Consider the following 26,288-nt stretch of genomic DNA (forward strand, 5'->3'; position numbering starts at 1 on the left):
GACCATGGCTTTGGCAATCTTCGGCACGATGATCGTGCTTCTCCTTCTGGGCTTTCCAATGATGATCCCGCTCATTGCGGGCTCGCTCATCGGCTTCGTCACGCTGTTTCAGGGCTTTGGCCAACTGGACACGATGGTTCAGCAGATTCTCGGCGGCATCCAACCGGCCAGTCTGATCGCCGTGCCGATGTTCATCTTTGCCGCTGACATCATGACGCGCGGCCAATCCGCCAATCGTCTGATCGATCTGGTGATGACCTTTGTCGGCCACCTCAAAGGCGGGCTTGCCGTCACCACCGCAACCGCATGTACGCTTTTCGGGGCCGTGTCCGGCTCGACGCAGGCGACAGTGGTGGCCGTTGGCGGACCTTTGCGGCCCCGGATGCTCAAGGCAGGCTATAAGGACAATTTCGTCCTCGCCCTGATCGTGAATTCTTCGGACATCGCCTTTCTGATCCCACCCTCCATCGGCATGATCATCTATGGTGTGGTCTCCGGCACATCCATCTCGGAACTGTTCATCGCGGGCATCGGGCCGGGGCTTTTGATCCTCTTGTTGTTCTCGATCTACTCCTACGTCTACGCCGTGCGAAACAACGTGCCCACGGAACCCAAGGCCAGCTGGCGCGCGCGGGGCCGTGCGATGCGGCGCGCGCTCTGGCCCTTGGGTTTTCCTGTGATCATCGTGGGCGGCATCTATGGCGGGGTCTTTTCACCGACGGAGGCCGCCGCCGCCTGTGTGCTCTATGCTCTTTTGCTCGAAATGGGCGTGTTTCGCGAGATGACGGTCAAACAGCTTTATGCCACCGCCAAATCCACGGGGCTGATCACGGCTGTGGTCTTTATCCTCGTCGGCGCGGGGGCTGCCTTTTCCTATGTCATCAGCTTTGCACAAATCCCGCAGCAGGTTCTCGGCAGCATCGGCATCAACGAGATGGGACAATATGGTGTCTTGTTTACTATCTCGATCGCCTTTTTCGTCGGCTGCATGTTCGTGGACCCGATCGTGGTGATCCTGATCTTCGTGCCGATCTTTGCCCCTGTGGTGCAATCCGTGGGCCTTGATCCGGTGCTTGTCGGCACGATCATCACGCTTCAGGTCGCCATCGGCAGCGCCACGCCGCCCTTCGGCTGTGACATCTTCACGGCGATTGCCGTGTTCAAACGTCCTTACGCCGAAGTGGTCAAAGGTACCCCGCCCTTCATCGTGATGCTGCTCAGCGTGTCTGTCCTGCTGATCTTTTTCCCGCAGATTGCGCTCTTTTTGCGCGACATCGCATTTGGCAAGTAGAGGAGGCTCGCCATGTTCAAGAAAATCCTTTTGGCGCACGATGGGTCGAAAGGCGCGGATGGCGCCATGGAGAAAGCATGTGAGCTATGCAAACTGGCCGGAGCGGAACTGATGGTGGTGACGGTCTATCGTCATCATTCGATCCTAGAGGCCTCGCTTTCAATGGTTCGCGGCAGTGGCGAAGACCCCGGCAACCTCGATGACGCGATGAAAGCGGCGGCGCGCGAGGTTGGTGAATATGCCAAGACCCGTGCCAAGGAACTAGGCGTCGAAAAGGTGCAGGCCTTTATCAAAGGCGGCCCCTCGGCGCGCACCATTGTGGCCTTTGCCAGAGAAAAAGACTGCGATCTGATCGCCATCGGCTCGCGCGGGCTGGGGGCGACGGAGGGCTATATGCTGGGCTCCGTCAGCCACAAGGTCACAAGCCTCGCACGGCTTCCTGTCTTGGTGGTGTGAGGCCGATCTTGGCCAAATGGGCGACCTCGACGGCCACGCCCCGGTCGCGACGCCGCGCCTCGGAAGGAAGTAGGTCTCACGCGCCCATGTGCTGGTCTGCCAGATGTCCTCCAGCAGCACAGGTTCCCCCGCAGGCGGCAGTGCAACCTTCTGACGCAAAAGCGCCAGACGGTACGACACCAGCAACACTCTAAAAAAAATAAAATTCAAATCTTGATGCGAGAAGCTTTTAACGAAGGACCGCCGACACAGCAGAAAGAAAACGGCCCCAGGGTTTCCCCCGGGGCCGCCACTCACATGATACCGGCTACTCTTCCCCTCAGCATTTCTCCTCAGCTTAGGATGAGCCCCGGAAAAATACCCAACAGCGCGACCAAGGCGAGGATACACATGAGAAAGGGCAGCACGCCCGCAATCACCGTTCCGACGTGACCGCGTCCGCGGACGCTTTGCACGATATAGAGGTTCATCCCGACAGGTGGCGTGATCAGAGCTAGTTCGCACATCATGACGAGGAAAATACCGAACCAGACAGGCGAATAGCCAAGTTGATCCATGATCGGCCAGACAATCGGAATGGTCGCGATCATCATGGCAAGCGCATCAAGGAAACAGCCCAAGATCAGGTAAAGGCAGACGAGGATCAAAAGCATGACCAGCGGCTGCACATCCAGCGCGGCGACGAACTCCGAGACGGCGCGGGGCACCCCCAAGACGCCGAGGATGAAGTTCATGTAGAAGGCCGCAACGAGGATCAATAGCGTCATCGCGGTGGTCGTCACGGTCGACAGCATCGCCTCTTTCAGCATGCCCCAGTTCAGCCGACGATAGCCCGCAACAAGGGCCATTGCGATGACGACGCCGACGCCCGCCGCTTCGGTCGGAGTGGCCCATCCGCCATAGATCGAGCCCATCACGACGATAAAGATGATCAGGGGCGGAAGAAGGTCGGTCAGACGTTTGCGGCGTTCCGGCCAAGGGGCCAACTTGCCACGCGGCCCCGCGATGCGCGGATCAAGCGTGCTCCAGACCGCGATAACCCCCATGAACAGAGCCGCCAATATGAGGCCCGGCACGATGCCCGCCATGAACAAGGCACCGATTGAGGTGTTGGTGATCGCGCCATAGATAATGAGGTTGATCGAAGGCGGGATCAGGATGCCCAAAGTGGCACCGGAGGCCACGGTGCCGGCCACCCAGCGTTCGGAATAGTTTTGTTGGCGAAAGGTCGGGAAGGCGACCGTGCCGATGGTGGCGGCTGTTGCGACAGACGAACCGGAGATCGCGGCAAACACCGTAGAGGCGATGATATTGGTGTGAAGAAGCCCCCCCGGCAGCGGGCGCAGCCAATCCGACAAGGCCCGATACATGCGCTCGGTCACGCCGCCCCGGACAAGCACCTCCCCCATGAAGACAAAGAGCGGGATCGCCACCAAAAGAAAGTTGTTGAGCGTGCCCCACATCATCGTGCCGAAAGGGCGGAACATGGCATCTCCGAAGAACACCCAAGCGCCCAAGACGGCGACGCTGAACAAGGCGACGGCGATATGCAGGCCGATCAGCAAAAGTATGAGCAAAAGGCCAAAGCCGATAACGGCGCCTTCAATACCGATCATGTGCGTGTCTCCCCGTGAGGTGTTTCCAGAAACTCTTCGACCTCTTCCGAGACCGTCATCGGTCCGTAAAAGAGAGCTACATTCTCAGGTGCGCGAACCATGAGCCAGATCGCGTGCAGCGTGGTGGTGATCGTGGTGAGGGCAAAGACGCCACAGCCCAGCGCCCAAAGCCCTTGCGGCACCCAGAGCGGTGTTTGCAGCGGCGTGTTCGTCACGGCGCCAAATCGGATGGTCTGCGCCAATTCACTCACGGCGTGAAAAGTCATGAAAATCGCCATCGCCGCCAAAGTGCCCTGCGCAAGCACATGGGCCGGGTTTTGCGCCACGCGGGGCAAACGGCTCAGAGCGATGTCGATGCGCGGATGGCCCTTGTGCAAGAGCGTATAGGCCAACCCGCAGGAGCCTGCGAAAGCCAGGACATAGCCGCCCAACTCATCTGTGCCCTGCAACGAAACGTTGAACAGGCTGCGCGCCCCGATGTCGAGGCAGATGAGAACTGCCAGCAGAGCCACCGATGCTCCGGCCGCGAGGGCAAACAAACGAGACAGGGTCTCGATACCTTTCAACACATACGGTGTCTCTACTGGCAACTGGCTCATTCGATCACGAGCCCCCGTGCCTTGCCGACCGTGTCGTTCCAGATCTCGGTACAGCCCGGATAGCCCGCTTCACAACGCGCCGCCCATTCCGGCAGGATTTTCGTGGCGGCGATCTCGGCGACGGTCGCTTTATCGGTGTCGCTCACCGGCACCAGCGTCATGTCGTAAGAGGTGTAAAGCCCATCGTCGGGGCAATCTCCACCCGTGGAACAGCTTTGCGCCACTCCGTTGGTCTCGACGGCCAGCGACCAGAAACCAGCTTCCATCTCAGCCATGCTGGCCTCAAAGGTAGCTTTCTGTTCCTCGGGAAGAGCGTTCAGCCAGTCGAGGTTCACGAGATGCGCCTGAACCGATCCCGACACGGAAAGCGGGTAGAGATGCGAGGTCACTTCCGGCCATTTGCCGGTGTTGGACGAGGTCGGCGAGGTCACACCACAGGAAGCGACTCCACGCTGAAGCGCCGGATAGACTTCGGGGAAGCTCAATGTCACGGGCGTTGCGCCGAGATCTTCGAGGAGCGTCGACATGGAGGCGGTGAAGGACCGCACTTTCAGCCCCTGAAGGTCGTCGAGGCTCTCGACCGGTTGATTGCAGAGGAACACCTGCGGGCCGAAGGGCCAGATCGCCACAGCTTTGACGCCGAATTTCTCACCCAGACGCGCGTTGAACGCCTCGCGATAGGCATCCACAGCCTCTTTCAATTCGCCCATGTCGGTGGACACGCCGATGAGGTCGATGCCCTCGAGGAAGGGATCGTCTTTGGCGGCGGAGCCAACTTGCGTGGTGCCAAGCTGAAACGCGCCGGACCCAACGAGACGCAGCGAGTCCGCAAGGTTCAGGCCGAGCACCTGAAATTCATTGCGCTCAACGGTCACGCCGCTGTCGCCAATGGCCTCAATCGCGGCCATTTCGACCGGATATTGGGCGTTGTGCGACTGGGTCTGGGTCAGCCAGCGCAGGGTTTCCGCCTGCGACGGAAGCGCCGTTGCAAGCAGCAGAAGGGAGGCCGCAGAAATGCGGTGGAAGGATGTGAACATCATTTTACTCTTTGGTTGGGGTCGGAAAGGTTAAGAAAGCGACATGGAGGATCGTCTTTCAGGTGATGAAGGCGACAGGCCCAGAGCGTTCAGGGCGTGACGCAGGCCGGCAGAGACCGGCTCGATGATCGGCAAGGGGATCGCGTCCGCGACAGCTGTGGCGGCGCGGGCCAAGGGACCGCCGCCCAGCAACAGGGCCTCGGCCCCATCCGTTTGGCACTGCCGCGCGATGGCGATGAGTGCGTCCTTCATGCGGGCTTCGTCGGCCATGACGGCGAAGGCGTCGCCCTCGGAAATTCGCAAAGAGGCAAGTTGGTCCTGATGGCCGTAGAGCGCGACTTTTTCGAGAATGGAGGCCTCAAGGTCCGGGGTCGTGGTGATGATTGAAAATCTCCGTCCCTCTTTGGCGGCTTCCGCCATGCCCGCTTCGGCGATACCGGCAACAGGGATGTCGACACGGTCACGCAGCTCCAAAAGTCCGGGGTCGCCAAAGGCCGACACGATCAGCGCATCGACCCCGGCGGAGGCGAGTCCGATGCCCACGGTCACCACCTGTTTCGCCGCCGCCTCAAGCGCCTCTTCGTTGGTGATGATGCTCGGGCCAAGCATCATGGTGTGGCCCTGCACCTCAACATTCGGCGGGCAAAGCGCCTGTGCGATGCCGGTCATCAGTGCGGTGGTCGCGGTGTTGGTGTTCGGGTTCAGCAAAGCAATGCGATACGGGGGGCGGGTCATGCAATTTCCTCCACTTTGACGCAGGCGACGCGGCGCGCGGCGCCTTGTGTCCGCAAGTCCGGGACCGCCGCCTGACAGGTCGAGGTGGCCAGCGGACAGCGCGGAGCGAAGGCACAGCCCGGCGGCATCTGCGCCAGATCGGGCGGCATACCGGGAATGGCCTTGATCGGGGCGCCGGGTTTGGCGCCTTGAACGGTCGAGGACAAAAGCCCCTGCGTGTAGGGATGTTTCGGGTTTTTAAGAACATCGGCTGCGGTGCCGGTTTCCACGATCCGACCGGCATACATCACCGCAATCCGGTCGGAGATCTCAGCAGCGACACCCACATCATGCGTGACAAAGATCGTCGCCATGCCCATCTCTTTTTGCAGTTCTCTGAGCAGGAGGATCACCTGAATCTGCACGGTGGCATCCAGTGCGGTCGTCGGTTCATCGGCGAGCAGGAGTTTCGGACCAGCGGCCAGTGCCAGCGCAATCATCGCGCGTTGCCGCATGCCGCCAGACATTTCATGTGGGTAGTTGCCCAGGCGCGAAGCCGGCGAGGGGATGCGCACGAGCTCGAGCATTTCGAGCGCCCGCGCCTGGGCGTCTTTACGGCTCACCTTGCGGTGGCGCCGAACGGTTTCTGCAATCTGAGTGCCGATGGTGTAGACCGGATCGAGCGCGGTGGCGGGTTCTTGGAACACCATAGAGACATCGCCGCCGCGATAAGATGCGAGGTCTCGCCCCTTGAGGCTCAGAGCATCTTTGCCGTCGAGCAACAGATTGCCGGAGATCGTCGTCTTGGCCTCCGGTAAAATGCGCAGAAGCGCACGCATGGTGACGCTTTTGCCACTGCCGCTTTCACCGATGATGCCAAGCACTTCACCGCGTTCAAGCGTCAAGTCGATGCCATCGACGGCGGTGATCGGGCCTTTGGCGGTGCGGAACTGAACGGTTAGGTCTTTGACAGACAAAAGAGGCGTATTCATTGCGCGGCCTCCGCCTTGGAATGTCCGGATTGCGGATCGGAGATGTGACAGCGCACGCGCGCATCGCCGTGGCGCAACTCATATGGCATGGTGTTGCAAATGCCCTCTGCGAAGGCGCAGCGCGGCGCGAACCGGCAGCCGGGCGGCAAATCAATCGGGCTGGGCGGATCGCCAGAGATCGGCGCAGCCATAGTCCGCTGATCAGGGTCTGCGCTTGGCATCGAGGCCAGAAGCGCACGGGTGTAGGGATGACGAGGCGCGGCATAGATCTGCTCGACCGGCCCCTGCTCCACGACTTGCCCGAGATACATCACCAGCACATGGTCAGAGATGTAGCGCACCACATTGAGGTCATGGCTGATGAAGATGTAGCTCAAGCCGAACTCGGCTTTCAGCTCATTCAAAAGATTCAAAACCTGCGCTTCAACGGATTTGTCGAGGGCGGAGACGGCCTCGTCGAAGATCACCACTTTCGGATTGAGAGCAAGCGCGCGGGCGATGTTGACACGCTGACGTTGACCGCCGGATAGCTCATGCGGATAGCGCCCGGCAAAGCGCGCGGGATCGAGGCCCACACGGTCCAGCAGCCGCCACGCCGTCTCGCGCGCCTCTTTGGCGGAGACCCCATGCACCATGGGGGCGAAGGTGATGGATTGTTCGATGGTCAGACGCGGGTTGAGCGAGGCGGAACTGTCCTGAAACACCATCTGAACTTTGCGGCGGAACTGTTTCAAATCGCGTTTGGCCGTGCCAACCGGCTCGCCGGAGAGGCGGATTTGCCCGCTGTCGGGCTCCACCAAATGCATCAAGAGACGTGCAGTGGTGGACTTGCCGCAACCGGACTCGCCAACGATGCCAAGCGTGGAGCCTGTCGGAAGATCAAAGCTGAAATCCGAGACGGCATGGACATGGCGCGCAGGCTTACCAAGGCCGTTTCCACGCACGGTGAAGGTCTTGTTCAGGCTCGAGGCACTGAGCGCGGGGGCCGCGTGAGAAGGGAGACTTTGATCGGTCATGACATATCCATGGCGGAGCGCAGCCCGTCCGAGAGCAGGTTGAAAGACAGGGAGACGGCGAAGATGAACACACCGGGAAGGGCGGCGATCAGAGGCTGGCTGTAGATTGCGGAGCGCAGCGTGTTGAGCATCAGCCCCCATTCGGGCGTCGGCGGTTTCGCCCCAAGCCCGATGAACGACAGGCCCGCCGACATGATGATTGCGACCGACAGGAGGCTTGTCGCATAGACCACGACAGGGGCGAGGATGTTGCCTAGAATATGCACCCGGATGATCGTCAGCCCGCCTGCCCCGCTGGCGCGGGCCGCTTCGACGAAATCGAGGCTGCGGACCTGTGTCGTCGCGCTTTCGGTGACGCGCACCATCGGCGGGATCAGCACCACGGTGAGCGCGATCAACGCATTGAGCAAACCCGACCCCAAAGCGCCCGCGATGGCGACGGCCAGAAGGATCGAGGGAAAGGCAAAGACCACATCGGTGGCGCGCATGATAATCGTGTTGGTCCAGCCACCGACGAAACCTGCCACTGTGCCAAGCGTACCGCCAATCACAAGCGCCAGAAGCACCGGCAGAATGCCCATGATCAGAGACATGCGCCCGCCATAGAGCAAACGGGTCAACATATCGCGGCCCAACTCGTCAGTGCCGAGGATGTAGCCCTCGGTGAAAGGCGGTTTGAGACGTTGCACCACGCTGCCCACCGCCGGATCGTAAGAGGTCAGGAGCGGGGCAAAGATCGCCGAAAGGATGATGAGGGCCAGCACGATCATGCAGGCGACGGACACGCGGTCCCGCAGCAGCTTGTGCCAGACGTTGGACCAGTAACCCTGCGAGCGCGTTGGCTGGGTCGTGGGCAGGGTGATCTCGGAAACAGTCATGCGCGTTGAATCCTCGGATCGAACAGGGGTTGCAGGATGTCGACGATCAGATTGAGCGCCACGAAAATCAGGGCTAGGACCAGAATGGTGCCCTGTAACAGCGGGATGTCCCGCGTCAGGATGGCGTTGTTGAGCAAAAGCCCGGTGCCGGGCCAGGCAAAGACCGTTTCGACCAGAATGGAGCCGGCCATAAGATAGCCCATCTGCACACCGATCACGGCCAAAGCGGTAGGGGCGGCGTTCTTGACGACATGGGCAAAGATTTGCGGGCTGGTCATGCCCTTGGCGCGGAGCGCCGTGACGAATTCCTGCCCGAGTTTTTCGGCCACCAGTGCCCGCACAGATCGGGTGATGATGCCAGCAGGCATAGCGGCCATGGTCAGAACCGGCAGGATCATGAAACTCAGGGCGTCACCAAGGCTTTGCCCCGACCGACCGGCCCCCATGGCAGGAAACCAGCCGAGTTTGACGGAGAAGAACACCACCAAGACGATGCCAAGCCAGTAATGCGGCACGGAAACGCCGGAGATTGCGGTCGCGGAGGCGAGTTTGTCCACCGGAGAGCCCATGGCGTAGCCCGCCACAAGCCCAAGCGCGAGACCGACCACCAGCGCAAGAAGACAGGCCAGAACCGCGACCGACAAGGTGTAGCCGATGGCATGGCCAATCTCGCTTGCGACCGACCGGCCCGAGGCAATCGAGGTGCCCAGATCGCCTTGAAGCACATTTCCAAGCCACAGAAGGTATTGCGTTGGCAAAGGCTTATCGAGGCCGTAGCGCGCCCGGGTCTGATCGACGATCTCTTGCGAGGCGTCGGCCGGGAGCACGACCGTGAGCGGATCCCCCGGAGCAAGCTGAACCAGAGAGAAACAGATGATGCTGACCGCCAACGTGACAGGCACGGCATAGAGCAGTCGTTTCAGGATGTATCCCAACATGGGCAGCCCTCCGGGGCGTTCGCGTTACTCTTCGATGGTCACAGGGGTGAGGTCTTGGAACCAGTTTTGGGCCTGAACGAAACCTTGGACCTCGGGGGCCATGGCGCGCGGCGCGACGTCATGGGCGACGAACAGGAACAGCGCGTCGTTCACATAAAGCTCATGCAGCGCCTGAATGGCCTTCAGCTGCTCCGCCGTGTCGAAGGTGGTGCGGATCTGGTCGATCAGCGCATCGGCTTCGGGGTTGCTGTAGTAGCCCCAGTTCGTGCCTTTCGGCGCGACGAGACGGCTGTCGATGTGCCGCATCAGCGAAGTGAAGGGGTCCTGGCTGAAATACGAGCTGTTGGTGGACTGCGCACCGTCGGTGGAAGCGTCTTTCGCGCCCGCCCGCCAGTTCGCGAGAAGCGCGTTCCAGTCGCGCACATCAAACTCCACGTCGATGCCGATGGCAGCGAGGTTCTGCTGGATCAGCTCGTTCATCAGCATCGGCTGCATCTGACCGGAGCCGGCGGGGGAGATGATCGCCTTGACCTTGAGCCGGTTGTCGGGACCGTAGCCCGCCTCTTGCATCAGGGCGATGGCGGCCTCGGGGTCGTATGTGACCTCGAACTCAGGATTGCCGAACCAGTCGCTGGTTTCCGGCACCATGCCTTTGGCGGGCACCATCATGCCACCCAAAAGCACCTTCATGCCTTCGCGGTCGATGGCGAGGTTGGCGGCCTTACGAATGCGTTCATCCGTCCAAGGCGAGCCGTCGAGCATAGAGAAGTGCCACGGCCAGACATGCGGGTAGACGTTCGAGGAAATGGTGAAGCCAGCGGCCTTGAGGCTGTCGAGCGCATCCGGCGGCGGGGCTTCAATCCAGTCGACCTGACCGGAGCGGAGCGCAGCGACGCGGGCGGAAGGATCAGGCACGGGCATGAGGACCACTTCGTCGAGATCGGATTTGCGATCTTCATTCCAGTAGCCGTCAAACGGCACGAGCACGGCGCGTTCACGTGGCACATATTCGGACACAGTGAAGGGACCGGTGCCGGAGGGCGATTGCAGGAAGGCATCCCAGTTCCCAGCGGCCTCGTAGGCGGCAGGAGAGGACATCACGATCCAGGCAATCTGATAGGGGATCAGCGCGTCTGGAGCGCTGGTGGTGATCTCGACGGTCATGTCGTCGACTGCACGGTAGCTCGCCACGGTCGGGATACGCCCCCTGCCCTGCGCCGATTGCTTTTCATCATATTGCGCCGCATCGGGGTTCAGAATTTTGTCGAAGTTCCAGACAACCGCATTGGCATCGAAAGCGGAGCCATCATGGAAGGTCACCCCCTCGCGGAGTTTGAAGGTCCATTTGGTCTGGTCTTCGGGGTCGACCGACCACTCGGACGCAAGGCCGGGGATCAGTGTGACCGGCTTGTCCGCCGACGACAGATCGTAGGCGACGAGCGCTTCAAACACTTGGTAGCCCATGAAGCGCATGCCCTCGGCGCCTTGATCCGTTTGGCCGTTCGGAAGCGGTACATCGGAGGAGGTCATCGCGATGCGTAGCGAGCCTTCGGCCAGCGAGGCGCCGGACAGCCCGATGGAAAGTGCGGCCGCCGCCAGAGAGAGGCGCAGCATGGATTTCAGAGAAGGCAGAGGTCCTGACGCGCGGGGGATCGGAGTTTTCATGGTCTTCCTCATGTTCGGGGTGCGAGTTCGATCTGGTTGAAACTTTTCATCAACGTATTTTCTGAAAAATTTCGGTCAACAATTTTCTTTCGAAAAGTTTCTGAAAATATATTTTCATACCAGCGCAGCAGGAAAAGCCCCTTTTCGCGCATGGAATTTGGGCGAAACGCTTAGAGGATGGGCGCTTTAAAGCTCGTTGAGCGAATCGTGGAGGGCTTCGATGTAGGACAGACGCTTGCGGGCCGGTGTCCCTGCACGTTCGATCACACGGGTCGCCAAGAGATGGCAGAGCCCAATGACGCTCACATGATTGAACAACTGACCCGGCGCGCCAGTCCGACAGCGCAGGTGCCATGTGACCCCGGAGTTCGGCGGCATTTTGTCGTCAGTGATATAAAGCAGCTTCGCGCCCGACTTGCGGATGTGTTCAAGGATCAGGTCATTGTCGCGAATGCGTCGGGGCAGTGCGAAAAACAGAACGCAGTCCTCTTCGGTGAAACTCGCGATCTCCTCGCCCAGCGTTTGGCCCGGCTGTGGCAGCAAACGGCTGCTGTCGACGACCTGTAACATTTGCCAGTGCAGATAGCTGGCGAAGGCCTGACTGGTCCGAAACCCAAAGAGCGCAACCCGGCGCGCCGACAGGATGGCGTCCGCGATTTCGTCAATCTCCGTGATGGACATGGACTTGCCCGTATCCGTGAGATTGCGCGCGCCTTGCGCAAAATGCAGGTCGATGAGATCGGAGGCCGCATCCTCTTTCGTGCCGGAGAGGTAGATCGCGGCCCCTGTGTTCTGCTCGGTCCGCACGTGGCGCCGGGCATCTTCATAGCTCGCGTAGCCAAGCCTTTGAACGAAACGGGACACCGTGGCGTTCGACACATTCGCCAGCTTTGCCAACTCGGAGGCATTATAGCTCGCAAGTTCCCCGGGAAAATTCAGGAGAAACTCCGCGAGGCGGCGCTCGGTCGGCGGCATGCGCGACAGGCTTTCGCGCACCGCGCCCAAAAAGGATGGCTTTTCGATTTCACTCATGCGGCGAGTGAAATTCCTTTTGCACCAAGATGCAACAAGATTTCCGCATTGCGCGATGGAACGACGGCCTCGGGTCGAACACGCACGCGACCCACCCAGGAGATCATGCGTTTTGGATGCCGTGCTCGGTCCACGTCAGCTTGAGCTTGCGGCTCTTCTCGATTTTCTCTCGGTTCGACCGGCGCATTTCAGCACTTTCATAGGAACGCGAATGGTCGAGATGATAGACCGGAGCGGAATATCGGATATGGCGCCCATTCACACCTGAATTGATCAGGCGGGCACCGAACTCCTTGTCCAGACCGCCATAGGTCATCGTTTCATCAAAGCCGTTCACGGCAAGAATATTGTCGCGATGGGTCGAAGCACAGGCGCCCTGCCAGTTCCGACTGACGGGCGAAAGCACCTCTCTGACCCGGTTGATCAACGGGCCGTAAGGGGTGGCTTTGGCAAGGTCAGATGCCTTCGACGGCTGCCAGCCCTCAAGCCGACCAGTGTCAGACCAGGTCACCGCCCCGGCCTCTAGAATCTCCGTCGTCAACTCAGGCGACAGGCGAATAAGGCTTCCTGTCAGGAACCGCTTCGGATTGGCGAGGGCGAGATGCCTGGCCACGAAGGTGGGATGCAATAAACAGTCGTCGTCGATGAAGATAAGGTAATCTGCCTCGCTCTCACGCACGGCCTTGTTGAGCGCCGCGCATTTGCGAAACCCGTCGTCTTCATGCCACGAATGCCGGATCTGAACATCGCCGGAGGTTTTCTGAAACTCCGCGATGAGGGCTGCGGTTTCCGGCCCGGACCCATCATCGGCGAGACAAATGCTCGTCGGCAGCTGTGTTTGCGCCAAACAGGTCTGAAGACAAAGCCGAAGATAGTTTGGCTTGTTGTATGTGGCGATAATGATCTCAGTTTTCACGTCTGGCGTCCTGTTTTCTATCTTCGGCACCGCAGAATTTAGCTTTCAAGCGATCTTTAATCCCTTATAGTCCCCGCACTCAAGGAACCTGTGGTTCAGTCGATATGCCTGACCGCGACAGCATTGGTAAATACGGTATAGGCAGCAGATCGTCATGAAGCTTCTTTTCCATATAGGAAGCCATAAGACCGGAACGACCTCTTTGCAAAATCATCTGGCGGATATTGCACCAGAGCTTTCCAAAAGCGGCATTATTTATCCGCGTCCGAAAACTCATATCCCGCCCCATTCCATCTTGCTGTCCGGCTTGATGCCTGAGCAGGACTTGCCGCGCATTGTCCGTTTCGCAGGCACCGCAGATCAGCGCAAAGCACGCAAAAGACAAGCGCTGGAAACACTGCGCGCGATTGCGTCGAAATCCTCGGGAGACACGCTTTTGCTGTCCTCGGAGGAATTCTTCATGCCGATACCGGAACATGGCCTATCGAAGCTCAAACACGAACTCACGGACGCCGGCATTCGGTCTTTCTCTTTTGTCGCCTACCTGCGCCAACCCTCCGCTTTTTACGCCTCATGGCTGCAACAAACGCTCAAGGCATCGTTCACACCTCCAAAGATCTTACCCCCGCCATGTGAACAGATTTTTAGCCCCTATCTCAAAGTGTTCGGAAAATCCTCCCTGAACCTGCGCCTGTATCCAGAGGTCTGGCCACAAGGTGACGACACTGTTCAGGACTTTTTCCGGGATGTTCTCTTTCGCGAAGACCTCGCTCAAGATCGGGCCGACAAACCTCAGGTCAATCGCAGCCTCAGCGCGGAAGCCATCGCCCTGATGCAAAGCTACCGATTTGCTTTCTTGCGCGAGCGAGAGGACCGCTTCACCTCAGATAGCCGTCGACTTGGTGCTGCCTTGACGCGTCTTGAGGCAGAGACAAACACGACGAAAATTCGGCTGCACGACGAGATTGCGCAAAAGATCGACTATGATGGCGCGGCGCTGACGTGGCTGCGCGATCACCTGTCGTTTGAGGTTCCGGGGCTTGACTATAGTCGCCTTGAGAAACGCTCAGAAGAGATACAAACCCCGTTCGACCTGCGACAATTGATCCACATCGACCCGGCGGCCTATCGCACATTGGCGCGCAAATTGCTGAACTCCGGCTGGGCCAATTCGGCGCGACTGGAGTCGCGCTTGTCGTTTGGATTGGACCCGATGTCCCGCCGCCGACGGCACTGGTTGGAGGCACAAAGCCAGCACGGATATGCCCCCCCGACCCTCTCTGCCAAGACAGTCTAAAAAGCAAAGCGCCTCGACATGACCCTGTTCTCGCCTCTCGCCCGACGCCCCCTTTTGCTGCATATTCCCAAGACCGGGGGGACGTGGCTCAATGACATGATCCGAACGCAAAACCCTGTGCTGCGCAAACTGAGGATCAGACGTCTGGGCCATGATTACACGCTGGACGAAATCGATGCGCAGTTCGGGCCGGAGACCCGGTTTGGATTTGTGTTTCGCGATCCGGTGGCGCGTTTGCATTCCGCTTTCGACAGTCGTCGCAATTGCAGCCAGCCGACGCGTTACATCCCGTGGCGCGAGGCGGAGACGCGGTGTTTTTCTACCTTCAAGACCTTCGATGAGTTTGCCAGGGCTTTTGACGGGCACGATCCAGACCGCGCAGAAGAAGCAGAACGCGCCCTCAAAACCGTGCGCCATTTCTACCGCGGCTACGCGCATTATTTCGGCAGCGCCGATCGGCTCGCGACCGCCTCTTCCCGGGTCATCATGTGTCTGAACACATCGAACCTTTCGGCACATCTCGACGAGGTCTCGCGGGCCTTTCGCCTGCCTGCCTTTCGACAGGTGACCAAAGCGCGAAGCCATTCCTCCGCAAACTTCCGCACGGTGCTGAGCCCCGAAGGCCGTGACATCCTCGCGGCGCGGCTTACCGACGAATATGACCTGTACCGCATCTATCAGGATCTGGAACAGCGCCTGCATCCCTTGGTTCAACATGAGAAATTGAAAGCGAGCGCGCTATGACCGTGTATTCCATGTGGTACCAAGGGTTTGAGAACGCCCCCGACTTCGTGAAGCGCATTCACTGCATCTGGTGTCGGCTCAATCCCGATAAAGTGGCGCATGTGATCGGAGGCGAAGAGGCCGACGAGCTGCTTTTTGCCGAGGGCATAGACCCGAGTCCGCTCACGATGCAGGTCCGGGCGAACATCGTGCGTGCGGTTCTTTTAGCTGATCGGGGCGGCGTCTGGCGCGACGTGTCGCTCATCCCGGCGCGCCCCTTATCAGATTGGTTGCCGCAAATGCTCGACCAAGAGGCCTTTTTTGCCTTTCGCAACCCCGGCGAGGACCGGATTCTGTCGAACTGGTTTCTGGCCTCCGAGGCGGGTCACCCGTTGATGACTGCTTGGCGCGACGCCTACGTGAACTACTTCAAAACGCGTCGCACCGTAGCACGAGAGGCGCCCTATTGGGTCCGCATCAAGAACCGTCGACGCATCCGGCGCGATCCGGCATCCTTTGCCAGCCCCGAGATCGCCAAGAGGACGAAATACTACCCCTATTTCATCATGCATTACCATTTCGACTGGCTCGTCAAAACACGGCCTGACTTGGCTGCGGCCTGGGCGCGGGTCCCCGAGGTGCCTGCGGTGGATGCCTTGAAATTGCGGCAATCCGTGGAGAAGCACAGAGGACAATTGGACAGCGCAGTCGCAGAAGAGCTTTTAGCCGCCGCACCGGTTCACAAGATCCGATGGAAAAAAGATCCTGAGCTTTACAGCCCCATCCTCTCGCAGATTGAACAAGAGCTCACACGTCGCGGCATGTAGGCTCAGCCCTTGCATCAATCTTGGTGGGCCACTTTCAGAGGCCACTCAAAGCCCCCGCATGACCTCCGCCGCAATCTTGAAAGAACGAATGCGGGAAGTTTGGTCGTGGATCATTCCCGTCACCATTAGCTCATCGGGCTGATACCGGGTGATCAGCGCCGAAATCTGGTCTTTCAACGTTGCAGGGCCGCCAACGGCGGCACAGCTCAGCATCCGGTCGACCTGCGCCCGCACCGGATAGGGCATGTTCGCAACCGCCTCGAGCGAGGGTTTCGGCAATTTGCCCCGATTGTTGGTCACGATATTGGCGAAAGCCTGAAGCTGTGAGGTCCGAAGGTAGGCCGCCTCCTCATCGCTCTCGGCGGCACAGACGCTTGCGGCCATGACGGCATAGGGTTCGGCCAAGGTGTCAGAGGGCTGGAAGCTGGTCCGATAGACGTGCAGCGCCTCCTCCAACATATCCGGCGCGAAATGCGAGGCGAAGGCGTAAGGCAGACCAAAATGCGCCGCGAGCTGCGCTCCATAAAGGCTCGATCCTAAAATCCACACCGGCACATGGGTGCCCATGCCCGGAATGGCCCGCACCGGCGCCCCCTCAGGCATATCGCCGAGGTAGGCCAAAAGCTCCTGCACATCATGCGGGAAGGTGTCGCCCTGTTGCATGTGACGGCGCAGCGCGTGGGCGGTGGCCATATCCGTGCCCGGCGCCCGCCCAAGGCCCAGATCAATCCGACCCTTGTGCATCAAGGACAGCGTGCCGAATTGCTCGGCCACCATCAGGGGCGCGTGGTTGGGCAACATGATGCCGCCTGCGCCCACCCGCATCTCCTTGGTCGCCGCCGCGATCTGGCCGATCAGCACGGCCGTGGCGGAGCTGGCGATGCCGATCATGTTGTGATGCTCGGCCACCCAGTAGCGATGATACCCGGCCTTTTCTGCCGCGACCGCGAGCGAGACGCAATTGGCCAGCGCCTCATCGACGCCGTGGCCTTCGGCAACAGGGGCAAGATCAAGGAGCGAGTAGCGTGTCATGTGGATGTCCTAAAGTTCGTAGAATTTGTGCGAAGTCTGCCCGGGTCAGGCGATGGCGTCGACATAGGCCTGCCAGATCAGCACGAAGCTGACAAAGAACAGGATCAGGGTGATGATCAGATTGAAGGCGCGTGGATCGACATAGCGCACCAGCCGCGAGCCTGCCCAGCTTGACGCGACGGCCAGCGGGATGAAGAACAGGCTCAGATGCAAGGTCTCGCTATTGAAAAAACCGAGGGCGACGAAACTTGGCAGTTTCATCAGATTGAGCGCGGCAAAGAACATCACACTGGTGCCGACATAGATCTCTTTGCGCAGATGTTTGGGCATCACATAGATCTGGAAAGGCGGCGAGCCTGCATGCGCGATGGCGCTTGCAAATCCGCCTGCGGCACCTGCCGCAACACCCAGAAGCGTGTCATGACGCGGCTTGGCCGGGATCTCCGGCATCCCCCGCGCCATCAGCACCGCTTGCCAGATAGAGAACAACAGGGACACAGCCCCCAATGCGGCCTTGATCACCCATTCCGGCACGCTTGACGCCAAAAGATAGGCCGCCAAAACGCCGAGCAAACCGCCGGGGATCATCTTGATCAGGAGTGATTTTTCAAACTCGAAGCGATAGAGATAAACCGCCACCACATCCTGCACGAGCATGATCGGCAGCATCAGCGCCACCGCCATCAACGGGTCGCTGAAGGCCGCGACCAATGGCGTGCTGACCATGCCGATGCCCGCGAAGCCCCCCTTGGACAAGCCAAGAATGGTGACGGAGATCGTCAGAACGATCAGGAAAGTCAAATCGGGTGTCATACGTTTCTACCGAAGCCCCTGCCCCAAGGATCAATCAGGACAGGCCGCTTGCACAGTGCGGCTCGACAAGGAAGGTCGAAATCTCCGCGATGAATTCCTTGGCATGCATCATGGTCGTGTTGCCGATGTCGGACCCGAAAGCCGCATCAATGGCGGCCCCATCCTCGAACCACAGTTCCACCATACCATCGACCATCATTTCGCCTTTGGCATTGCGCGGCCCGTCCAGAACGAGGTTCTGGCGATAGCCTTTCAGCCCCGGCAAACGTTTAACCAGAATGGCATGCAATTCGAACCATTGCTCTTGAAAGAACTCCGCCGACACATCAGGCCGCTTGCGCAGGATCGACATGCGCTTCAGACAAGAGCCGTCTTTGGGCGGCTCGACGACAGTATTTTGAAGGCAAAGGATGAGATCGACCGCATCAACAACATCTCCGGGCACGCCCATAGTCATATCCAGGACGCCTTCGCCAGCGGCCGTCATGCCAGAGGAAATGTCGCGGCAGAAAAACTGTCCAATCGCGTCGAATTCAATATCGCTGCGCGCGTAGGTGATGCCTTTTTGAGTTCTGTCCGACACCCGATTGAACACCCGCCCGAGCACAGGGCCGTTCGGATCAATGGGCTGCGCCATATCCGGCGCCGCCTCCGTCATAATGTCATCTGTGAGTTCGGAATTGGTTTTCATCAACGTCATGATGGAAATCATTGCAATAAGCTCCTTTTCGGATCGGCTGCCAGCGACCTGAGACGCCCGCGCCCGCGGGAGACACAGCATGCAAACCTTGCCTCAACCGCATGAAGAATAGAAACCGCGCCCGAAGACCAAAAGACTTCGGGCGCGGAGAATTTTAGCGGCGCAGGGCCTGAAACAGCTCAGGCAGATAGCGCACGCTGACAGCCACGATGATCGCCAGCGCCTGCACCAGAAGCTGGACCGAGGTGCCTGCCCCGAGCGCCAGAACCATCTGCCCCAGCAGCGTGATGAACAATGCCGCGACGCCGCTTGCGATCACGCTTCCGCGCCCACCCGAGAAAGGTGTGCCGCCGACCACCACCGCCGCAATCGCGGGCAACAGATAGTCATTGCCCGCCGTTTGCGAAGCCGAGCCGATGAAACCCGTGTAGAGCATCCCCGCGACCGCGAAACACATGGAGGCCAGTGCATAGGTCGCCACCTGATACCGCAGCACCGGAATGCCCGCCGCCGTCGCCGCCGCCGGGTTCGCGCCCACGGCCACGAACCGACGCCCGGAAATCGTGCGCTTCGTGATCACGCTGATCGCCACGATGAACAGAACGGCAAGGACCAGGGTCATCGGCACGCCCAGAAGAGTGCTGTGCGAGAAAGCTTCGAGCGCTTTCGGCGCGGACATCGGGCTGCCGCCCGACACGCTGCGCACCGCGCCCAACAGGATCGCATTTGTCGCCAGCGTCACCACGATGGGGGTGATGTTGACCTTGGCCACCAGAAGCCCGTTCACGATGCCGATGCCAATCGCGATGGCCAGCGTCAGCGGCACCGCCAAAAGCGTCGATCCGGTCATAAAGCCGATTTTGGCAAACAAGAGCCCGGCGATGGTCATGGTGCCCGGAAGCGACATATCGAGGCCGCGCATCTGGATCACGATGGTCATCCCGACCGCCGTGATCGCGAGGATCGCCGCGAAGGGCAACATCGAGCTGATCGCCGCCGGACGCACCACGCCCGGAGCAACGATGGCGCAGATGATAAACAGAGCGACTGTGCCCGCCCAGATCCAGGAGAACTCGTTGAACAGAGTGGATTTCAGCCGCGATCCGGCACGATCAGAGGTCATGTTCTTTTGTCCCATAAAACTTGTGTCGGTCATGACTGCACCACCTTCATGCGGCTCTTGGAGTATAGCGCCACAGCGGCAAGGATGAGGAAGCCCAGAAGATATTGCTGCCACTCCTGGCTCAGACGCAGGAAGACGGTGACGGAGTTCACCTGAACGATGAAGATCGCCCCGAGCAGCGCCCCGATAAAGGAGCCGCGGCCGCCAAAGAGGCTCGCGCCGCCGATGACGATGGCCGCGATGGAGCCGAGCGTGTAGCTCAGTCCCGCGCGCGGATCCCCGATGCCGACCTGCCCCATCATGGTGATGGCGGCGAGCGCAGCAAAGAAAGAGCACCCCATATAGGCCAGAAGCCGCACGCGTTTCGGGTGAATGCCCGCGGTGCGCGCCGCTTCCTGTTGCGACCCGAGGCCGCGCAGCGACACACCGACACGCCGACGATAGAGCATGAACTCAAGCACCAGAGCTATGACGACCGCTGCGATGAAAGTGACAGGGAAGATGCCCACCTTGGCCGACAGTGCCATCATGATATCGCCGTCGATCATGCCGCCCGGTGTGGGGCGCAGGATCAGCGAAATCGCCTGAACCGCCATGAAGGTCGCAAGTGTCGCGACCATCGGGTGCATCCGCAATCCTTCGACCAAGAGCCAGTTCACAAAGCCCACGGCCAATGCGACCGCGATCATCAAGACCCAGCCGGGAAGCTGGCTCATTGTTCCAAGATCGGAGAGCAGGAAAAACGAGGCGACGACCTGTGACAACCCCATGACCGGGCCGACCGAGAGATCAATCCCCCTGACCAGCATCAATATCTGCTGGCCGTAGCCCACCAGCGCCAATGTAGCGGCGAATGTCATCATCCCGGTCAGCGAGCGCGGCGAGACGTAGAAGGGGTTCCAAATGCCCGCGACGGTGCCCAGCAACAGGATCGCCGCCGCCACCATAATGAGCGGTGCGGAATTGCCCGCCGCCCATTTCCAAAACGTGCCCACAGCCGTGTGGTGTTTGTCTCTCTGTTGCGTGGATTTCAGCACGGCAGAGGTGATGTTGTCCTCGGTCACACGTTCCCCGGAGAGCATGTCGACGACACGCCCACGCGAGAAAATGGCGACGTGATCACTCAGCCCCGCAACCTCTTGTTGGTCGGAAGAGACGAGAATCACGGCCACGCCTGCGGCGGCGGTTTCGCGGATCACTTTGTAAATCTCTGCCCGCGCGCCGACATCGACGCCCTGTGTCGGCTCATCGACCAAAAGCACCTTGGGCTTGGCTGCCAGAACACTCGAGAGCACAACCTTTTGCTGGTTGCCGCCCGACAAGGATTGAATCGGCGTTTCACCATCGGGCGTTTTCACCGCAAACTGACGGATCGCTTCGACCGTGCGTCGATGCTCGGCACGACTGCTGATCAAACCGCCGCGCACGTCCTCTTGCGGGCTTCGGATCGAGAAGTTCTCGCGCACGGTGAGCTCGGGGAAAATTCCTTCACGGTGGCGATCGCCGGGCACATAGGAAATGCCCAGACGCTTCGCGCCCTTGCTCGACCGGATGGATACATCTTCGCCCGTCAGCGTCACATGCCCTTCGCTGCGGTAGATGCCTGCCAGGGCCCGCATGAATTCGCGCTGCCCGTTCGCGTCGATCCCGGCAAGGCCGAGGATTTCGCCCGCACGAACCTGAAGCGAGACCTGAGAAAATCCCGGCCCGGAGAAATCCTGTGTCGCGAGGACGGTCGGCTTGTGGCCCGGAGCCGCTTTCGGCGGGAAGGTGCGATCAAGATCGCCACCGACGATCAGTGACACGATCTGGTCTTCGGACAGCTCACGGGCGTCGAAGGTCCCCTGCCCCTCACCATCGCGCAGCACGGTGAGGCGATCGGCAATCTCCTGAACCTCGCGGATACGGTGGGAAATATAGACAACGGAGGCGCCGCGCGCCGTCACGGCCCGGACCCGCGCAAACAACCGCGCCACATCTTCAGCAGCGAGGTGCTCGGTCGGCTCGTCGAGCACAAGAACCTTGGGCTTACATTCCAGCGCCTTCACAATCTCGACGATGAACCGCTGTTCGGGGTTGAGCATGGTCACATGGTCGCGCGGATCGATGGTCACATCGTCGCTCCAGTGCTTCAAAAGCTCACGCGCCCAGTCATTCAACCCAGACAGAGACGGCCGCAGTTTTTCGGGCAGGCCGAGGTAGAGGTTCTCCGCCACCGAGAGATCCGGCATCAGTGCAGGTTCCTGCCGCACAATGGCAAGCCCGAGATCACGAGCGAGTTCGGGATCGCCATCCATATGCTGACCGGAGAGGGTCACACGGCCTTCCGTGGCCTTCAGCGCACCGGACGCGACGCCCATCAGGGTCGATTTACCAGCACCGTTCTCACCCACTAGTCCGTGAACTTCGCCAGCCCGAACATCAAAGGTGATATCGCTCAGCGCGCGCACGCCGGGGAACAGCTTGGTCACCCCGTGCATTTCCAACAGACGTTCAGCGCTCATGTTGATCACCGATCACGCCTGCGACGGTGATACTCCGCGCAGTCATAAAGGAAATAGCAAGCCGGAACGGCTCGTTCAAAATGGTCATTATGATCCTCCCAAAACACAGGCGCGGAACGCTCCGTGATATCTGTGCAGCCTTGCGTGGCGCTTTTTTAGCCCCTACGCATCCTCCTCCCTAAAATTTCTCAATGACGAACCAATTTGTCAATAATATAGATGCGCCCGCCTTGAGAATAGAGGTAAATCGAATGATTTCACAACAATATTAAATACTTAAGAAATTTAACATCGCAAACACTCACCCACCAAAGCCCGCGAAAAGCAATTTCAGCCTTGGCAAATAAATTAGTTTGCTATAATCAAATCAATTATTCACTGCCAAATATTATGGCAGAAAAGGAACAAAGGAGGCGACCCCAGGGTCGCAAGGGAGGACGCATGAACGGGATCAAAGGCGCTGTCGCCATTGTGACAGGAGCTGCTCAAGGCAATGGCAAAGCCATCGCTTTCGGCCTGGCCGCAGAGGGCGCAAAAGTCGTCGCATGTGACATTCAGGCCGAGGAAGCCTCGAAAGTTGCAGAAGAAATTCGCGCCCAGGGCGGCGACGCGATTGGTTTGGGAGTTGACGTGACGGACCGCGAAGGCTGCGCGAAACTCGCGGCCGAAGCGCGAGAGGCATTCGGCGGCCCCGCCGCGATTCTCGTGAACAACGCTGGAATCATCCGGCGCACTGCCCCCGACTCGGAAACCTTTGATGGCGACTGGGATGCCGTCATGACGGTGAATGCGACGGGCTCCATGAACATGGTGCGCGCTTTCCTCGACCAACTCAAAGAGAGCAACGGTCGGATCATCAACCTCGCCTCGATCATGTCTGTCGCCACAGGCCCCGGTCTCGTTGCTTACGCCGCCTCCAAAGGCGCCGTGCTTCAAATGACCCGCGCTCTGGCACAGGACCTCGCGGAACATGGCGTTCGCGTCAACGCCATCGCCCCCGGCGTGATCGAAACACCGATGACCGTCGCAACACGTGAAAACCCCGAGGCCATCGGCCGCTTTATGGCGCACACGCCGATGAAACGCCCCGGCAAACCCGAGGAACTGGTCGGCCCCGTGCTGTTCTTGGCCTCCGAGGCCTCAAGCTACATGACCGGGGCGCTGCTTCCGGTCGACGGCGGCTATTTGACCGCATAACCGCAAATTTGGAGGACATGATGAAAAGAGAAGAAGTAGACGTTCTGGTCGTCGGCTCCGGTGCGGGCGGTCTGTCGAGCGCAGTCTCCGCCGCGCACCGCGGCCTGAAAGTGATCGTCGCCGAGAAAGAACCGGTCTTTGGCGGCACCACGGCCCGTTCCGGCGGCTGGAGCTGGATCCCCAACAACGGCCCGGCGAAACGCGCGGGAGTTGAAGACAGCGTGGAAAAGGCGCGCACCTATCTCAAGCACGAGACCGGTGAACATTACGACGAAGCCCGCATCGAGGCCTTCCTCGAAGCCGGCCCGAAGGCGGTGGAGTTTTTCGAAACCAAAACCTCCCTGCAATTCGATCTTGGCCCGACCTTTTCGGACTATCACCCAACGGCCCCCGGTGGGTTGGACGGCGGTCGCTCGATCGTCGCGCGTCCTTTTGACGGGCGTGAATTGGGCAAAGAAATCAAACGCCTGCGTCCGCCACTTTGGGAAATCACCGTGCTCGGCATGATGATCGGCTCCGGCAAGGAATTGCTGCACTTCTTCAACGTCACCAAATCGCCGATCTCTGCGGCCTATGTGACCGGGCTTGTGGCAAAATTCGCCCGCGACGTGACCTTCCACGGTCGCGCCATGCGGCTGATGAACGGCAACGCGCTCGTTGCGCGCCTTGCGAAGTCCTGTTTCGACAAGAATGTGCCGATCTGGACCTCGTCCCCGGTGAAGTCCCTGATCAAAACCGAAAACGGCGACATCCTTGGCGCCATCGTCAATCGCCCCGACGGTCCGGTCGAAGTGATCGCCCGCAAAGGCGTCGTTCTGGCGGCTGGTGGCTTCCCGCAGGATCCGGTGCGCCGCAAGGAACTCATGCCGCACGCCCCCACGGGCTACGAGCATGTTTCCCCTGCCCCTCCGGGCAACACCGGCGACGGCCTGCGTCTTGGCGAAGCGGTGGGTGCAACAGTGAACACCGAGCTGCCGCATTCCGCCGCTTGGGTTCCGATCTCTCGCCCGCCGCGTGGCGATGGCACGACCGGCACCTTCCCGCACTTCGTCGACCGCTCCAAACCCGGCGTGATCGCCGTGACACGCTCCGGCAAACGCTTTGTCAACGAAGCGCAGAGCTATCACGATTTCTGTCAGGCCATGGTCAAACGCAACCGCGAAGAGAATGGCGAGGACGGCGAAATCGCCGCATGGTTCGTGGCGGATCACCGCACCTTCCGCAAATATGGCCTCGGCTACGCGAAGCCGTCGCCGGTGCCGTATAAAGGCCTGATCAAATCCGGCTACCTTTTGCAGGGCAAGACCATTCGCGATCTGGCGCGTGAGATTGGCTGCGATGCGGACCAGCTTGAGCGCACGGTCAACGAGTTCAACAAACATGCGGTCAAAGGCGAAGATCCCGAGTTCGGCAAAGGCTCCACCGCCTACAACCGTTCTCTTGGCGATCCGAAGCACAAACCAAACCCCTGTGTCGCCCCGGTCAAGAAAGGCCCGTTCTACGCGGTGCGTCTCTATGTCGGCGATCTGGGCACCTTCGCGGGCCTCAAGACCAACGAATATGCCCAGGTGCTCAACGAGCAAGGCACGCCGATCAAGGGCCTCTACTCTGCGGGCAACGACGCGGCCTCTATCATGGGTGGCAACTACCCCGGCGGCGGCATCACCCTCGGTCCGGCCATCACCTTCGGCTATATCGCGGCGCGACACATGTCCGGCGCCAACGCATAAGGCAAGCTGTTCCCAATCAGTGCCTTTGAAAGCCCCGCGTGCGCTGCGGGGCTTTCTTTTTGTCTGGACGTCCCGGACACGAAAAAGCCGCGCCCCTCTCTCGAAGGACGCGGCTCCATCAGATCCTTTACGGCTCACTCAGCCGTGTCGAATTCCTTTGCGTGCAGCCAATCCGCATGTTTCGGCGCGCGTTTGGTTTTGCTCCACTCCTCAAGCATGTCCCATTTCACGGCATCCAGACGCGCAAGCGCTTTCTTCTGTTCCGGGTCGGGCGCCGCCAACTCAACGCGGTGTCCGTTCGGGTCAAAGAAATAGATCGAGTGGAAAATTGTGTGATCCGTTACGCCCAGCACATCGACGCCATTGGCCTCAAGATGATCGCGGTATTCCAAGAGAGCGTCACGATCCTTCACTTGGAACGCGATATGCTGCACCCACGGCGGGGTATTCTCATCCCTGCCCATTTCGGGCTTTGTCGGCAGCTCGAAAAACGCGAGGATATTGCCGTCGCCCGCATCAAGGAACAGGTGCATATACGGGTCCGGCTCATGGGTCGAGGGCACTTGGTCTTCGGCGATGGCCAGCACGAAATCCATGTTCAGCATCTTGGTATAGAACTCCACCGTCTCCTTCGCGTCCTTGCAGCGATAGGCAACGTGGTGAATGCGTTCGATCTTCATGTCTTCCTCCAATTTAGTTACATTTGCAACTATATTGAAGAGGCAGTCCGCCGCATTTGATATAGATCAAATTTACGAACTCATTCTCAATAAACAAAACGCGACCCATCCCTGAGCCGCGTTCCCTTTTCTTCTCGGTTGAATGACGCAAAGAGCGCTCAGCCCACAATCGTCGCCTCAGTCGCCGCGCGAAGCTCGTCTTCCGTGACCCCATCGGCCAGCTCCACGATCTTCAAGCCGCCTTCGACCACGTCCAGAACGCCCAGGTTGGTGATCACCCGATCCACCACGCCCTGGCCGGTCAGCGGCAGGGTGCATTCCTTCAAAAGCTTCGACTCGCCGTGCTTGTTGGTGTGATCCATCACCACCACCACGCGGCCCACGCCCGCGACCAGATCCATCGCGCCACCCATGCCCTTCACGAGCTTGCCCGGGATCATCCAGTTCGCCAGATCACCCTTCTCGTCGACCTCCATCGCGCCCAGAATCGCCATGGCGATCTTGCCGCCACG

25 protein-coding genes are annotated in these 26,288 nt (G+C 59.8%); 7 read left to right on the forward strand and 18 right to left on the reverse strand.

What is annotated here, in order from left to right; all coding sequences use genetic code 11:
- The first annotated feature begins 4 nt into the window (after window positions 1–4).
- Together J5Y17_RS15420 and J5Y17_RS15425 are read left to right on the forward strand one after the other, a co-directional pair.
- Complete coding sequence (locus J5Y17_RS15420) at window positions 5–1,291, forward strand: TRAP transporter large permease (RefSeq protein WP_219786268.1); 1,287 nt, start codon at window positions 5–7, stop codon at window positions 1,289–1,291.
- 12 nt (window positions 1,292–1,303) lie between these two features.
- Window positions 1,304–1,747, forward strand: coding sequence for a universal stress protein (locus J5Y17_RS15425; RefSeq protein WP_219786270.1), 444 nt, complete (start codon window positions 1,304–1,306; stop codon window positions 1,745–1,747).
- A 332-nt stretch (window positions 1,748–2,079) separates the two neighbouring features.
- Here the strand turns inward: J5Y17_RS15425 and J5Y17_RS15430 are convergent, their stop codons facing one another.
- The 11 genes from J5Y17_RS15430 to J5Y17_RS15480 all read right to left on the reverse strand — a co-directional run bounded on the left by J5Y17_RS15430 (window position 2,080) and on the right by J5Y17_RS15480 (window position 13,150).
- Window positions 2,080–3,363 (reverse strand): TRAP transporter large permease, encoded by a 1,284-nt coding sequence (locus tag J5Y17_RS15430; RefSeq protein ID WP_219786272.1) that lies wholly within the window; start codon window positions 3,361–3,363, stop codon window positions 2,080–2,082.
- Window positions 3,360–3,932 carry a TRAP transporter small permease subunit gene (locus J5Y17_RS15435; protein WP_370628977.1) on the reverse strand — a complete coding sequence of 191 codons (573 nt, stop codon included), beginning with the start codon at window positions 3,930–3,932 and terminating at the stop codon, window positions 3,360–3,362. The genes J5Y17_RS15430 and J5Y17_RS15435 overlap by 4 nt, the downstream gene beginning before the upstream one ends.
- 26 nt (window positions 3,933–3,958) lie before the next feature.
- On the reverse strand, window positions 3,959–4,999 hold the full coding sequence (locus tag J5Y17_RS15440) for a TRAP transporter substrate-binding protein (protein WP_219786276.1): 1,041 nt from the start codon (window positions 4,997–4,999) through the stop codon (window positions 3,959–3,961).
- A 30-nt stretch (window positions 5,000–5,029) separates the two neighbouring features.
- A complete protein-coding gene (locus J5Y17_RS15445; protein ID WP_219786278.1) occupies window positions 5,030–5,734 on the reverse strand; it encodes an aspartate/glutamate racemase family protein in 705 nt (234 codons plus the stop codon).
- On the reverse strand, window positions 5,731–6,705 hold the full coding sequence (locus J5Y17_RS15450) for an ABC transporter ATP-binding protein (RefSeq protein ID WP_219786279.1): 975 nt from the start codon (window positions 6,703–6,705) through the stop codon (window positions 5,731–5,733). Before J5Y17_RS15450 ends, J5Y17_RS15445 begins: the two co-directional genes overlap by 4 nt.
- Window positions 6,702–7,721, reverse strand: coding sequence for an ABC transporter ATP-binding protein (locus J5Y17_RS15455; RefSeq protein ID WP_219786281.1), 1,020 nt, complete (start codon window positions 7,719–7,721; stop codon window positions 6,702–6,704). The genes J5Y17_RS15450 and J5Y17_RS15455 overlap by 4 nt, the downstream gene beginning before the upstream one ends.
- Complete coding sequence (locus J5Y17_RS15460; RefSeq protein ID WP_219786283.1) at window positions 7,718–8,599, reverse strand: ABC transporter permease; 882 nt, start codon at window positions 8,597–8,599, stop codon at window positions 7,718–7,720. Before J5Y17_RS15460 ends, J5Y17_RS15455 begins: the two co-directional genes overlap by 4 nt.
- The gene (locus J5Y17_RS15465) at window positions 8,596–9,537 is read right to left on the reverse strand and encodes an ABC transporter permease (protein WP_219786285.1); all 942 of its coding nucleotides are present in this window, start codon (window positions 9,535–9,537) and stop codon (window positions 8,596–8,598) included. The genes J5Y17_RS15460 and J5Y17_RS15465 overlap by 4 nt, the downstream gene beginning before the upstream one ends.
- Window positions 9,538–9,561: 24 nt before the next feature.
- The gene (locus J5Y17_RS15470; protein WP_255572131.1) at window positions 9,562–11,202 is read right to left on the reverse strand and encodes an ABC transporter substrate-binding protein; all 1,641 of its coding nucleotides are present in this window, start codon (window positions 11,200–11,202) and stop codon (window positions 9,562–9,564) included.
- 186 nt (window positions 11,203–11,388) lie between these two features.
- On the reverse strand, window positions 11,389–12,234 hold the full coding sequence (locus tag J5Y17_RS15475; RefSeq protein WP_219786286.1) for a MurR/RpiR family transcriptional regulator: 846 nt from the start codon (window positions 12,232–12,234) through the stop codon (window positions 11,389–11,391).
- Between the two features lie 103 nt (window positions 12,235–12,337).
- Window positions 12,338–13,150, reverse strand: coding sequence for a glycosyltransferase (locus J5Y17_RS15480; RefSeq protein WP_219786288.1), 813 nt, complete (start codon window positions 13,148–13,150; stop codon window positions 12,338–12,340).
- A 154-nt stretch (window positions 13,151–13,304) separates the two neighbouring features.
- Between J5Y17_RS15480 and J5Y17_RS15485 the strand changes: the two genes are divergently transcribed.
- Genes J5Y17_RS15485 through J5Y17_RS15495 form a run of 3 tightly spaced genes read left to right on the forward strand, consistent with a single transcriptional unit; the run spans window position 13,305 to window position 15,997 of the window.
- A complete protein-coding gene (locus J5Y17_RS15485; RefSeq protein WP_219786290.1) occupies window positions 13,305–14,447 on the forward strand; it encodes a hypothetical protein in 1,143 nt (380 codons plus the stop codon).
- An 18-nt stretch (window positions 14,448–14,465) separates the two neighbouring features.
- Window positions 14,466–15,191, forward strand: a complete 726-nt coding sequence (locus J5Y17_RS15490) for a sulfotransferase family 2 domain-containing protein (RefSeq protein ID WP_219786291.1) — start codon at window positions 14,466–14,468, stop codon at window positions 15,189–15,191.
- The gene (locus J5Y17_RS15495) at window positions 15,188–15,997 is read left to right on the forward strand and encodes a capsular polysaccharide synthesis protein (RefSeq protein ID WP_219786293.1); all 810 of its coding nucleotides are present in this window, start codon (window positions 15,188–15,190) and stop codon (window positions 15,995–15,997) included. The genes J5Y17_RS15490 and J5Y17_RS15495 overlap by 4 nt, the downstream gene beginning before the upstream one ends.
- Before the next feature lie 45 nt (window positions 15,998–16,042).
- Here the strand turns inward: J5Y17_RS15495 and J5Y17_RS15500 are convergent, their stop codons facing one another.
- The 5 genes from J5Y17_RS15500 to J5Y17_RS15520 all read right to left on the reverse strand — a co-directional run bounded on the left by J5Y17_RS15500 (window position 16,043) and on the right by J5Y17_RS15520 (window position 22,169).
- Window positions 16,043–17,029: an LLM class flavin-dependent oxidoreductase gene (locus tag J5Y17_RS15500; RefSeq protein ID WP_219786295.1), complete on the reverse strand. Its 987-nt coding sequence runs from the start codon at window positions 17,027–17,029 to the stop codon at window positions 16,043–16,045.
- 45 nt (window positions 17,030–17,074) lie between these two features.
- Window positions 17,075–17,842: a sulfite exporter TauE/SafE family protein gene (locus tag J5Y17_RS15505; protein WP_219786296.1), complete on the reverse strand. Its 768-nt coding sequence runs from the start codon at window positions 17,840–17,842 to the stop codon at window positions 17,075–17,077.
- 34 nt (window positions 17,843–17,876) lie between these two features.
- Entirely contained in the window at window positions 17,877–18,554 is a 678-nt protein-coding gene (locus J5Y17_RS15510) for an EthD family reductase (protein WP_219786298.1), read from the reverse strand.
- A gap of 142 nt (window positions 18,555–18,696) precedes the next feature.
- A complete protein-coding gene (locus tag J5Y17_RS15515) occupies window positions 18,697–19,698 on the reverse strand; it encodes an ABC transporter permease (protein WP_219786300.1) in 1,002 nt (333 codons plus the stop codon).
- The gene (locus J5Y17_RS15520; protein ID WP_255572132.1) at window positions 19,695–22,169 is read right to left on the reverse strand and encodes an ATP-binding cassette domain-containing protein; all 2,475 of its coding nucleotides are present in this window, start codon (window positions 22,167–22,169) and stop codon (window positions 19,695–19,697) included. The genes J5Y17_RS15515 and J5Y17_RS15520 overlap by 4 nt, the downstream gene beginning before the upstream one ends.
- A gap of 441 nt (window positions 22,170–22,610) precedes the next feature.
- Here J5Y17_RS15520 and J5Y17_RS15525 point away from each other — a divergent pair, with 441 nt between their 5' ends.
- Both J5Y17_RS15525 and J5Y17_RS15530 read left to right on the forward strand, forming a co-directional pair.
- Window positions 22,611–23,366 carry an SDR family NAD(P)-dependent oxidoreductase gene (locus tag J5Y17_RS15525; protein WP_219786302.1) on the forward strand — a complete coding sequence of 252 codons (756 nt, stop codon included), beginning with the start codon at window positions 22,611–22,613 and terminating at the stop codon, window positions 23,364–23,366.
- A gap of 8 nt (window positions 23,367–23,374) precedes the next feature.
- Window positions 23,375–25,096, forward strand: a complete 1,722-nt coding sequence (locus J5Y17_RS15530; RefSeq protein ID WP_255572133.1) for an FAD-dependent oxidoreductase — start codon at window positions 23,375–23,377, stop codon at window positions 25,094–25,096.
- A 134-nt stretch (window positions 25,097–25,230) separates the two neighbouring features.
- Here the strand turns inward: J5Y17_RS15530 and J5Y17_RS15535 are convergent, their stop codons facing one another.
- Together J5Y17_RS15535 and J5Y17_RS15540 are read right to left on the reverse strand one after the other, a co-directional pair.
- Window positions 25,231–25,776, reverse strand: coding sequence for a VOC family protein (locus J5Y17_RS15535; RefSeq protein WP_219786305.1), 546 nt, complete (start codon window positions 25,774–25,776; stop codon window positions 25,231–25,233).
- A gap of 158 nt (window positions 25,777–25,934) precedes the next feature.
- Window positions 25,935–26,288, reverse strand: a 354-nt coding sequence (locus J5Y17_RS15540; protein ID WP_304518558.1) for a CoA-transferase, incomplete at its 5' end; no start/stop codon positions are given.

The organism is Celeribacter sp. PS-C1, assembly GCF_019429625.1.
GTDB lineage: Bacteria > Pseudomonadota > Alphaproteobacteria > Rhodobacterales > Rhodobacteraceae > Celeribacter.